General features: G+C 55.2%; 11 protein-coding genes. 2 read left to right on the forward strand and 9 right to left on the reverse strand.

What is annotated here, in order from left to right:
* Window positions 1-168: 168 nt before the first annotated feature.
* The 7 genes from RTM06_RS14715 to hinT all read right to left on the reverse strand — a co-directional run bounded on the left by RTM06_RS14715 (window position 169) and on the right by hinT (window position 5,468).
* Window positions 169-1,473 carry an NAD(P)/FAD-dependent oxidoreductase gene (locus tag RTM06_RS14715; protein WP_312183122.1) on the reverse strand — a complete coding sequence of 435 codons (1,305 nt, stop codon included), beginning with the start codon at window positions 1,471-1,473 and terminating at the stop codon, window positions 169-171.
* A 212-nt stretch (window positions 1,474-1,685) separates the two neighbouring features.
* The gene (gene ycfP / locus RTM06_RS14720; protein WP_256696210.1) at window positions 1,686-2,228 is read right to left on the reverse strand and encodes an alpha/beta hydrolase YcfP; all 543 of its coding nucleotides are present in this window, start codon (window positions 2,226-2,228) and stop codon (window positions 1,686-1,688) included.
* Window positions 2,229-2,266: 38 nt separating this feature from the next.
* Window positions 2,267-3,310 (reverse strand): beta-N-acetylhexosaminidase, encoded by a 1,044-nt coding sequence (gene nagZ / locus RTM06_RS14725; RefSeq protein ID WP_312183126.1) that lies wholly within the window; start codon window positions 3,308-3,310, stop codon window positions 2,267-2,269.
* 15 nt (window positions 3,311-3,325) lie between these two features.
* Entirely contained in the window at window positions 3,326-4,168 is an 843-nt protein-coding gene (gene thiK / locus RTM06_RS14730; protein ID WP_409455807.1) for a thiamine kinase, read from the reverse strand.
* The gene (gene lpoB, locus RTM06_RS14735) at window positions 4,128-4,724 is read right to left on the reverse strand and encodes a penicillin-binding protein activator LpoB (protein ID WP_008103041.1); all 597 of its coding nucleotides are present in this window, start codon (window positions 4,722-4,724) and stop codon (window positions 4,128-4,130) included. The genes thiK and lpoB overlap by 41 nt, the downstream gene beginning before the upstream one ends.
* Window positions 4,725-4,734: 10 nt before the next feature.
* Window positions 4,735-5,100 (reverse strand): YcfL family protein, encoded by a 366-nt coding sequence (locus tag RTM06_RS14740; RefSeq protein WP_008103043.1) that lies wholly within the window; start codon window positions 5,098-5,100, stop codon window positions 4,735-4,737.
* A gap of 17 nt (window positions 5,101-5,117) precedes the next feature.
* Window positions 5,118-5,468, reverse strand: a complete 351-nt coding sequence (hinT, locus tag RTM06_RS14745) for a purine nucleoside phosphoramidase (protein ID WP_312183131.1) — start codon at window positions 5,466-5,468, stop codon at window positions 5,118-5,120.
* A gap of 356 nt (window positions 5,469-5,824) precedes the next feature.
* Here hinT and RTM06_RS14750 point away from each other — a divergent pair, with 356 nt between their 5' ends.
* Both RTM06_RS14750 and RTM06_RS14755 read left to right on the forward strand, forming a co-directional pair.
* Window positions 5,825-7,429 carry an MFS transporter gene (locus RTM06_RS14750; RefSeq protein WP_312183134.1) on the forward strand — a complete coding sequence of 535 codons (1,605 nt, stop codon included), beginning with the start codon at window positions 5,825-5,827 and terminating at the stop codon, window positions 7,427-7,429.
* Window positions 7,426-8,565, forward strand: coding sequence for a glycoside hydrolase family 105 protein (locus tag RTM06_RS14755; protein ID WP_293795438.1), 1,140 nt, complete (start codon window positions 7,426-7,428; stop codon window positions 8,563-8,565). The genes RTM06_RS14750 and RTM06_RS14755 overlap by 4 nt, the downstream gene beginning before the upstream one ends.
* Window positions 8,566-8,738: 173 nt before the next feature.
* Here RTM06_RS14755 and ptsG read toward each other — a convergent pair whose 3' ends face one another.
* Window positions 8,739-10,172, reverse strand: a complete 1,434-nt coding sequence (gene ptsG / locus RTM06_RS14760) for a PTS glucose transporter subunit IIBC (RefSeq protein WP_008103049.1) — start codon at window positions 10,170-10,172, stop codon at window positions 8,739-8,741.
* 286 nt (window positions 10,173-10,458) lie between these two features.
* A partial coding sequence (locus RTM06_RS14765; protein WP_312183139.1) for a YchF/TatD family DNA exonuclease occupies window positions 10,459-11,002 on the reverse strand: 544 nt, incomplete at its 5' end.

The following is an 11,002-nucleotide window of genomic DNA, read 5'->3' on the forward strand; positions in this document are numbered from 1 at the left end:
GCAACATCAGATTAATGGAGGAAACGCAGCGGAAACCCATCAGGGCCAGCTTTTAGGAGAGTTCTGAGAGCAGGTGAAATAGTGCCGTAACCTTAAGCTGAACGTGAAGTTTTCAGCGGGTTACGGCAGCTGACGTGGCGTGGGGCGGCATTCACCGCCCGAAAATCATCAGTGCAGCTTGAGGCGCGGACGCAGTACACGGTTAAGACTGCCGACCAGCATCATCAGACCGGTCTTGAAGTATCCGTGGAGCGCAATCTGGTGCATACGATATAGAGAGATGTAGACAAAACGCGCAATGCGCCCTTCCACCATCATCGATCCGCGCATCAGGTTGCCCATCAAACTGCCCACGGTGCTGAAGCGCGACAGCGATACCAGCGAGCCGTGATCTTTATAAACATAGGCTTTCAATGGTTTATCTTTACGCTGTGCAAGGATGTTCTCCAGCGCGCGCGACGCCATCTGATGCGCTGACTGCGCGCGCGGCGGCACGAATCCGCCACCTGGCAGCGCGCAGGAGGCGCAGTCACCAATGGCGTAGATGTCGTCATCCAGCGTAGTTTGCAGCGTCTCTTTCACCACCAGCTGATTGATGCGGTTGGTTTCCAGTCCACCGATCTCTTTCAGGAAATCTGGCGCTTTGATACCGGCCGCCCACACCATCAGATCGGCCTCGATAAATTCGCCGCCTTTGGTATTCAAGCCGTTTTCGATGGCGCTGGTGACCATAGTTTGCGTCAACACGCGCACGCCAAGTTTGGTAAGCTCCTGATGCGCCGCCGCCGAGATACGCGGTGGCAGCGCAGGCAGAATGCGTTCACCGGCTTCCACCAGCGTGACGTTCAGCGAGCTGCTATCCAGACCTTTGTAGCCGTAGCTGTGCAGCTGTTTCACCGCGTTATACAGCTCCGCAGAGAGTTCCACGCCGGTAGCACCGCCGCCGACAATGGCGATGTTTACTTTTTCCAGGCTGCCTTCGCTGGCCGAGAAACGTAGGAACAGGTTGAGCATTTCGTTGTGGAAACGACGCGCCTGATGCGGGTTATCAAGGAAGATGCAGTGATCTTTCACGCCCGGCGTGCCGAAGTCATTTGAGGTGCTGCCAAGTGCGATGACCAGACGATCGTAGGCCAGCTCACGCTGCGGCACTAACATTGCGCCTTCCGCATCGCGGATTTCGGCCAGCTCAAGGGTTTTGTTTTCACGGTTGATTTGCGTCAACGATCCCAGCTGGAACTGGAAGCCGTGATTGCGCGCGTGCGCCAGATAGCTCAGCGCATCAATCCCTTCGTCCATCGAACCGGTTGCCACTTCATGCAGCAGCGGTTTCCACAGATGGCTGTGATTACGATCGACCAGAATGATCTCGGCCTTTTTCTTGCGTCCCAGCTTGTGACCGAGCTGCGTTGCCAGCTCTAACCCGCCAGCACCACCGCCGATGATAACGATTTTTTCCATAGATGTAGTCAACAAAGACCCCCTCAAAGTTGTAAACCAATAGTTAATTAATGGTTAATAAAAACCTTAATAAACATAGGGTTGGCGACGTTAAATCGCGAGCTGAGGGCAGAATATCACGGCGTCAAAGACATCACATAAGAAAATTGATGTACATCAATCTTTCAGCAGCATTATCAGAATGTTACACATTTTATGCGCCGCGTCACACGGCGCAACAATGGTCAGGCGAGGAGTTTGAAGGCTTTGATGCGTTGTAGATGTGGCGCGATGTTCTTGAATTTGTGGCTGGCTGCGTCATCCCAGATGATTTCATAGAACGGCTGCAGATACGCCGCGCTGCGCTGATTATCCAGCGCTTCATCCTGACGAGACAAAATCGCCAGACACTTTTCGCGGTTCTTCTCGCGGAAATCATTCACGCACTTGGTAGCAATATCGAGATACTCTTCCGGGCGATCGATTTTGCCTTCCATGTTCTCAAATGGGAACAGATTGGGATTAAAGATCACCTGACGCATGCCACACAGGAAGCCAATGCGCTCGGCCCAATAACCGCCCAGCCCAACCCCGCAAATCAGCGGATGCGCATCGTCGCCCTGTTGCAGCAGCTTGTCGCACTCTTTCAGCAGAAACTGCATGTCGTGTTTGGGATGGCGAGTGCTGTAGCTGACTAATCTGACGTCCGGGTCAATAAACTGCAGCTGCAGCACCTTTTCATGGTTGCCCGGACTGTTGGAATCAAAACCGTGCAGATAGATGATCATGATTTTCCTCAGCGTGGAATAAATCCGGGCAGCGCGGCTTATTTGCCCGAAGCTTTGTGCGCCAGCCAGCGCTCTTGCAATGCGCTGAGCTGACGCTGATTTTGCCGCCAGCGCTCACTTGCCAGCAGGCTTTGACGGGTAAAACGCCCTTGATGGTATAACTGCGTCACGCGCTCTGCCCCGATCGGCGTCAAGTTATCCAGTACGCTCACCGCGCCGGCGCGCTGATTGCACACCAGGATCATATCGCAACCGGCATTCAGCGACTGCTGTGCGCGTTCGGCGTAGCTGCCCATCACAGCGGCACCTTCCATCGACAAATCGTCGGAGAAAATCACGCCTTTGAAGCTGAGCTCTTGGCGCAACACGGTTTGCAGCCAGTAGGGTGAACCGCTGGCGGGCAACGGATCCACCTCAGTATAGATAACGTGCGCTGGCATCACCGCATCGAGCAGCTGCTCATCGATCAACTGCTTAAAGATCGCCATGTCATGCTGACGCAGCGTGGCGGCATCGCGGTTGTCGTGCGGCGTCTCTTTGTGCGAATCCGCGCTGACCGCACCGTGACCGGGGAAGTGTTTGCCAGTGGTTTTCATACCGGCTTCATGCATGCCGTTAATAAAACGTCGCGCGACTTGCAGGGCGATAGCCGGATCTTCATGGAACGAACGATCGCCAATTGCCGCGCTGATGTGACCAATGTCGAGCACCGGCGCGAAACTGATGTCGATATCCATGGCGATCATTTCCGACGCCATCTGCCAGCCCGCCTGCTGCGCCAGTTCACCGGCACTATTGAGATCGTGCAGCGCGGCGAAAGACTGCATGGCCGGCAGTTGCGTGAAGCCGTCGCGGAAACGCTGCACGCGCCCGCCTTCCTGATCCACCGCGACCACCAGACGATGGCGCGACGCGGCGCGAATCTGGCGCACCAGCTCTGCCAGTTGGTCGACATCGTGGAAGTTGCGCGCAAACAGAATCAGTCCGCCTACCAGCGGATGCTGCAGAATCTCGCGTTCTTCGGCGTCCAGCTCATAGCTTTCGACGTCGAGCATCAGCGGTCCAGGCGTGTTCATGGTCATGATTAAAATCCTACGTTAAAGGTCGTGCCAACTGGCCTGCGCCAGCTGTTGTAAGGTGTCATCCTGGCTCTGCTCAGCGCGCAGCTGATACCAGCTGGCCATCAGCAATTGCAGCCACGGCTGCCAGCGCTGTATCTGGCGCGCCAGTTCGTGCTCATCCAACTTCGCGCGCGCGGCGTACTCGGCAATCCACGCTGGACGCGTATCGCCATCAACCGCACAGACCGCCGCCAGCTCCAGCGCCACGTCGCCATCGGCGGCATATTCCCAGTCGATCAGGCGCAAACCGGCAGGCGTAGCAATCAGGTTACCGGCGTGGACATCCATATGCAGCGGTGCCAGGCGCAGCGGCTGCGGTTCGCCCTGCTGTAATAAGCGTTGCAGACGACGCTGCCAGCGCCAGTGACGCTGCTGGCAAAGTTGCCAATAGCGCTGCAGCAGCGGCGCTAATCGTAAACGATAGCCGGTGAGCGGCTGTTGATGCAGGCGCTGCAGCAGCACCACAATCGCCTCCCGCTGCGCGTTAAACTGCGCGGAGCTGAGTACTTCTCCCGGCAACCAGCTTTGCAGCAGCCAGGGATCGCGCCATGCCAGCGGCTGCGGCCCAAGCTCTGCATGCCTGAACTGCTGCAGGATGCGGTATTCGCGCTGGCGATCGACAAATGGGATCGGCTGCGGCGGCGCACGTCGCGCAAGCAACGCACCCTGCGGCATCTGCACACGCACGCTTTGCCCGCTCAGTCCCGGCAGCGCGAAAAAATGACCGGCAGCTTGCGCCGTCGGCCATTGTTGCTGAATCAGGTTTTGCAGCTGAGGATCAGGGTTGAGCAACACCGTTTCCTGACCAGATGATTTCACCGGTTTGCACCAGCATCAGCTGCATTTGCAGCGTTGGAGCTTTCACATCGCCCTGCGCATTGCTGTACAGCACATACTGCGCGTTAACGTTGCGCGCCAGGCCAATCGCTTTACTGCGCGAGTTGAGGCTGTCATCCGGCGATAAGCCCAGCGTCTGCTTGGCCTGCGCCAGCTGTTCCGGAGTGATCAGCGTGAACTTGCCGTTGTTGGCCAGCGCATTCTGAATCGCATCGGTAGCTTTATCGGTTTGCAACGCGCCGTTGGTGCTGTTCTTGATGCGGTCCACCAGCAATACGCTGCCAGGATTCACGCCTGAAGATTGCACCATCTTACCGACTAACGGCTGGACGCTGGCATCCCAGTTAATGGTTTTCAGCTTTGGTGGCTGCGGCACGGTTTCTGGTGGCGGCACCGGCTGCGGCGTCGGTTCAACCGGCTGCGTTGGCGTAGTTGGCTGCGTGGGTTCTACCGGCGCTGGCGTCTGTTGTTTCACCACACAACCGGTGAGCATTAGCGCAAATAACAACGCGCCCGAACGTTTTACACTGCGAATCACAGCTTACTCCTCAAAGATAAAGATAGAGACGCACCTTACTGGCGGTCGGATTGCCCATTTGTGAGGCCACTTCTACACTGCCGTGCGCCGGGACGATTTGGCTCTGCGCCGGCTCTTCCGGCGTGATTTCCAATCCTTTGTCGTCGTACCAATAGAAACGATAGTGCACTTTCACCGGCGTTTCCCGCTGGTTGTACAACACGCTCATGGCACGCTGCTGACCATCTTGTTCGGTCAACTTCGGATCATCGGTAATAATGCCCGCGGATAATACAGACGATTCCATTACCAGCGACTGCGAGGTATTAATCATCGGCTTATCGCTGCTGCAACCGGCAAGGGTCAGCAACAGCAAGCCACTCAGCCATTGACGCATCAATTTGTCCGCCTGAGTTAGAGGGCTAGCATTGGGCCCAGCGGCTGACCGCCGACCAAATGCATATGGATGTGATAAACCTCCTGACCGCCATGACTGTTGCAGTTCATGATCAGACGATAGCCATCTTCGGCAATGCCTTCATCACGGGCAATTTTGGCGGCCACGGTGATCATCCGGCCCAGCGCCTGCTCGTGTGCGGCCTGCACATCGTTGGCGGTGGGAATCAATACGTTGGGGATGATCAGAATATGGGTGGGCGCTTTGGGCGCGATATCACGGAAGGCGGTGACCAGTTCGTCCTGATAAACCACGTCGGCGGGGATCTCGCGACGGATGATTTTACTGAAAATGGTTTCTTCAGCCATGGTGCATTTCCTTAAGCCTGAGTTCAGTCAGGCAGTATGCGTGAGGAATTCCATTTCTTTCAACCTCAGGACCACATTTCCTGTATTAAATGACTGCCTTTAAGCCGTTTTCTCCCTTCGCCACGCATTGTGCTGCAACTCGCATTTCTAACATCTCATTAACTACAAAAATGAAACGCTGTTTTATAAATTAGAGATATCACGCCATTTTCTTTGTGATTTTGCCATCCGCCTGCAAGTCATTGCGAAATCACGAAGGTTTGCACGCTCAAGCCGCTCTACTTTCAATCCAATCCGAGCAAGTTGTACGGAGTGATGAGGGATGTGTTTACCGACTAATTCAAGGAGAACCTGCCATGCGCTCTCGTAAGATTGGCCTGGGCCATTATCTGGCCTATGGGTCCGGGGATTTCCTCGGTGCAGGCACCACGGCGTTAACCGCCGCCTGGCTGCTCTACTTTTACACCACCTTTTGTGGGCTTTCGCCGATTCAGGCGACCTTTATTTTTGCTGCCGCTCGCGTGCTGGATGCGGTAGTGAGCCCGCTAATGGGTTTCCTGACCGACAACTTTGGTTCGACCTGGCTCGGCAAGCGCTTTGGCCGCCGCAAATTCTTCATTCTGCTCGGCATTCCGTGCGTGTTCAGCTACAGCCTGATGTGGGTTGGCGACATGAGTTTCTGGTGGTATCTGCTGACTTATCTGCTGTTCGATATGGTCTACACCATGATTCTGGTGCCCTATGAAACGCTGGTGCCGGAGATGACCGATGATTTCAAACAGAAAACCCGTTTCTCTGGCGCGCGTATTGGTTTGGCGCAGCTGTCGGCCATTCTGGCGGCGTTCCTGCCGGGCGTGCTGATTGGCTGGTTTGGCAAAGATAATCCGATCTCCTTCTTCTACGCCAGCCTGGTGTTCTCGGTGATTTGTGCGCTGGTGTTAACGCTGGTGTGGCTGTTTACCTGGGAGCGCGATCCCAACGATTTCTCTGCCGAATCACGCCGCGCAGAGCAGGAAAAATCACAGCTAACTTTGCTGCAGAGCCTGAAACGCCTCTACACCGAGCTGGCCTCAACGCTGCGCATTCGTATTTTCCGCCAGCATCTTGGCATGTATCTCGGCGGCTATATCGCGCAGGACGTGTTTAACGCGGTGTTTACCTGGTATGTGGTGTTTGTGCTGATGCAAAGCGCGCAGATCGCCTCCGACCTGATGGGCACCATGGCGGTGATGCAGTTTATTGCGGTGATGGCGATGATTCCGCTGTGTATCCGACTAGGACCTGCGCCTGCCTATCGTATGGTGGTGGTGCTGTTTGGTCTGAGCGCCCTCTCCTACGCCGGATTGTGGTACACCGGCATGAACGACAACTTCGCCCTGCTGGTACTGATTTCTGGTCTTGCTGGTCTTGGTCGCGGTGGCATCAACTATGTGCCGTGGAATACTTACACTTATATCGCTGACGTCGATGAAGTGATTACCGGCCAGCGTCGCGAAGGCATTTTTGCCGGCATCATGACGCTGACGCGCAAAGCCTCGCAAGCGGGTGCGGTGATGTTCGTCGGTATCGTGTTGCAGCTGGCGGGCTTCTCCTCCGGCAAGGCCACACAAGTCCCTGCCGTCGGCCATACCATTCTGGCGATCCTCAGCGTGGGCACACTTTGCGTGCTGGCCTGCGGCTTCATTATTTCACTGCGCTTCAAGCTCAACCTGCAAACCCACACGGTGTTGCGCGAAGAGACATTGAAAATGCGCGAAGCCGGACGCGTGGTGCCGGAACGCATTACGCCGCAAGCGCGTGAAGTGGTCGAAATGCTGGCGGGTATGCCGTATGAAAATCTGTGGGGCAATAACAACGTCGGGTATCTCAACCGTCACAAGGCGGCCGCACCGCCGCTGCCGACTCAGCCACGATCTTTACCTTCTCTCTCTACCCTGATTAACGATAGGAATGAACCATGACTGTATTTCCTGTGAAGCACAGCGCGTTACTGCGCCAGCCTGAATATCTGTTGCCACGTACTGAGCTGGTGCAGTTGATTCAGCGGCTAACCCATAATCTGGTGAATATTACCGATCACAGCGGTGAGTTTTTGCTGCGCCTCGATGATGGCCGCGTGATCGATACCAAAGGCTGGGCCGGTTGGGAATGGACACACGGCATCGGCCTGTACGGCATGCTGCACTACTATCAGCAAACCGGCGATCAAGAGACGCTGAAGATCATCGATGACTGGTTCAGCACGCGGCTGGCAGAAGGCACGCCAACCAAGAACGTCAATACTGTTTGTCCGTTCCTGACGCTGGCGTATCGCTATGAAGAGACGCAAAATGCCGCATGGCGGCCGGTGCTGGAGCGTTGGGCTGAATGGGTGATGTATGAGATGCCGCGCACCGAGCAAGGCGGCCTGCAGCACATCGTCTACAACAACGAAAACACCCAGCAGCTGTGGGATGACACCTTGATGATGAGCGTGATGGCGCTGGCGAAGATTGGTCAGCTGCTGAATCGTCCCGAGTTTGTCGAAGAAGCCAGCTATCAGTTCCTGATTCATACCCAATATTTAATGGATCGCCAAACCGGTTTGTGGTTCCACGGCTGGACGTTTGATGGGCGGCACAACTTCGCCAACGCACGTTGGGCGCGCGGCAACAGCTGGCTGACTATCGTTATTCCTGATTTCCTCGAGATGATGAACTGGCCGGAACAGCATGCCACGCGGCGTTTCCTGCAGCAGGTGCTGGAGAGCCAGGTGAAGGCGCTGAGCACCTGTCAGCACAGCAGCGGTTTGTGGCACACCTTGCTCGACGATCCCAACAGCTATCCTGAAGCCTCCGCCACCGCCGGTTTCGCCTATGGCATTCTTAAAGCGGTGCGCAAACACTACCTCTCGCCCGCGTATTTGCCGCTGGCGGAGAAAGCATTGCGTGGCGTGATCGGTAATATCGATGAGGATGGGGAACTGAAGCAGGTGTCGTTCGGAACGGCGATGGGCAGCGATCTGGAGTATTACCGTCAGATACCGCTCACCTCGATGCCGTATGGTCAGGCGATGGCGCTGCTGTGCTTGACGGAGTATTTGCGGGTTTATTTATAGCAAAAAACCCTCGTCTGAGGGTTTAAGAGCTTACGCTGGAAGAGGCGTCAGATCGTAAAGTCGCCATAAACCGTCCCTGGGGCTCGGCCCGCGACATCCTTGTCGCGGGACGCTTTACTCCTCTGCCGCCTCTTCCTGCTATCAACGCATGTGCGTGCTGTTAGAACACACCATTACATGCTGCGGATATAATCATCCATTTCAGTTTTCAGGTTATCGGACTTGGTACCGAAGATCGCCTGAACGCCTGAACCTGCTACTACCACACCACGTGCGCCAAGGCTTTTCAGTTCAGCCTGATCAACCTTGCCGACATCCGCCACGCTCACACGCAGACGCGTGATACAGGCATCAAGGTTAGTGATGTTCTCTTTACCACCAAACGCGGTAACCAGTTTGCCCGCCATTTCGCTGCCGGTTGCGCTGCTCTGCTCCATTGCGGTGTCCTCACGGCCAGGGGTTTTCAGATTCAGTTTTACAATCAGGAAACGGAATACGGTGTAGTAAATCAGGCCGTAGATGATACCTACAATCGGGAACAGCCAGATTTTGCTGCTGTTGCCGCTCAGCACGATAAAGTCGATCAGACCGTGTGAGAAGCTGGTGCCATCACGCATACCCAGCAAGATACAGATTGGGAAGGCCAGGCCCGCCAGAATCGCGTGGATCACATACAGAATCGGCGCCACGAACATGAAAGCGAACTCGATTGGCTCGGTAATACCGGTCAGGAACGAGGTCAGCGCGGCGGAGATCATAATACCGCCCACTTTGGCGCGGTTTTCTGGTTTGGCGGTATGCCAAATCGCAATCGCTGCTGCTGGCAGACCGTACATTTTGAACAGGAAGCCGCCTGACAGTTTGCCTGCCGTTGGGTCGCCCGCCATGTAACGTGGAATATCACCGTGGAAAACCTGACCTGCGGCATTGGTGAACTCACCAATCTGCATCTGGAAAGGTACGTTCCAGATATGGTGCAGACCAAACGGCACCAATGAGCGCTCAATCAGACCGTAAAGGCCAAAGGCGACGACGGGGTTTTGGTACGCTGCCCACTGTGAGAAGTCCTGAATTGCGGTACCGATTGGTGGCCAAATGAATGACAGCACCACACCGGTGAAAATCGCGGCCAGACCAGAGATGATTGGCACAAAGCGCTTGCCGGCAAAGAAGCCGAGATACTCAGGCAGTTTGATGCGGTAGAAGCGGTTAAACATATACGCCGCGATAGAACCGGCGATGATCCCGCCGAGCACACCGGTATCGGCAAGATGCTTGGCCTCGATTTCTCCGGCAGGCATATGCAGTACCAATGGCGCAACCACCGCCATGGTTTTCACCATGATGCCGTAAGCAACCACAGCCGCCAGCGCAGACACGCCGTCGTTATTGGTAAAGCCAAGCGCCACACCGATTGCAAAGATCAGCGGCATATTGGCAAACACCGACCCCCCCGCTTCGGCCATGACGTGGGAAACCACTTCCGGCAGCCAGCTGAAGTTTGCTGAACCAACACCTAACAAAATACCGGCAATCGGCAGAACCGATACCGGCAACATCAGCGATTTACCTACTTTCTGCAGGTTCGCAAATGCGTTCTTGAACATAGAAACTCCTGAGTATGAGTGCAATTTTTTGCGCAGTGCGCATGGCTTGGGGGGAGGATCCTTCGCCGGGGTAACGCTGAGCGTCTTTTGATTTATTACGAAGAGTAAAATAAATCGCTAATTGTTAAATTGACGGCCATCACATTTCGCTAAGTGTGACCCCTTCCTTTCAGTCATTTCTTACTGACTTGCACTAATAAACAGCAATAAATCACTGCACTGCGTCCAGTCAGACGCAGTGCAGTTGGGTGATTTTTGATTAATTACAGCGTTTGAAATAAAGCGGTTAGCCGCCGAGACGACTCATCGGGATGTGGAACAGGCGGGAGAAGTTTTCAGTGGTGGCAGCGGCGAGGGTATCGATATCCACGCCTTTTAATACCGCCATATAATCTGCCACATCACGCGTAAACGCTGGCTGATTCTCTTTGCCACGGTGCGGTACCGGCGCCAGATACGGCGAATCGGTTTCTACCAGCATGCGATCAAGCGGCACATAGCGCGCCGCATCGCGAATTTGTTCGGCGTTGCGGAAAGTCAGAATGCCTGAGAAAGAGATATAAAAACCGAGATCCAGCAGTTTCGCTGCGGTTTCTTTATCTTCGGTAAAACAGTGCAGCACGCCGCCGCACTTCTCCACCTGCTCTTCGCGCAGAATCGCCAACGTGTCTTCACGCGCATCACGCGTGTGCACAATGATCGGTTTATTCAGTGCGATACCAGTGCGAATGTGCTCACGAAACGAGGCTTGCTGCTGCGCTTTGGTTTCCTGCTGATAGAAGTAATCCAACCCGGTTTCGCCCAGCGCCACTACGCGATCCTCGGCAGCC

The organism is Pantoea sp. CTOTU46764, assembly GCF_031974595.1.
GTDB classification, from domain to species: Bacteria; Pseudomonadota; Gammaproteobacteria; order Enterobacterales; family Enterobacteriaceae; genus Pantoea; species Pantoea trifolii.

What these genes read in the sequence shown, in the direction of transcription:
- ptsG (WP_008103049.1), bottom strand. Translation starts at nt 10,172, where the DNA reads ATGTTCAAGAACGCATTTGCGAACCTGCAGAAAGTAGGTAAATCGCTG.
- ycfP (WP_256696210.1), bottom strand. Translation starts at nt 2,228, where the DNA reads ATGATCATCTATCTGCACGGTTTTGATTCCAACAGTCCGGGCAACCAT.
- RTM06_RS14750 (WP_312183134.1), top strand. Translation starts at nt 5,825, where the DNA reads ATGCGCTCTCGTAAGATTGGCCTGGGCCATTATCTGGCCTATGGGTCC.
- RTM06_RS14740 (WP_008103043.1), bottom strand. Translation starts at nt 5,100, where the DNA reads ATGCGTCAATGGCTGAGTGGCTTGCTGTTGCTGACCCTTGCCGGTTGC.
- nagZ (WP_312183126.1), bottom strand. Translation starts at nt 3,310, where the DNA reads ATGACCATGAACACGCCTGGACCGCTGATGCTCGACGTCGAAAGCTAT.
- RTM06_RS14755 (WP_293795438.1), top strand. Translation starts at nt 7,426, where the DNA reads ATGACTGTATTTCCTGTGAAGCACAGCGCGTTACTGCGCCAGCCTGAA.
- hinT (WP_312183131.1), bottom strand. Translation starts at nt 5,468, where the DNA reads ATGGCTGAAGAAACCATTTTCAGTAAAATCATCCGTCGCGAGATCCCC.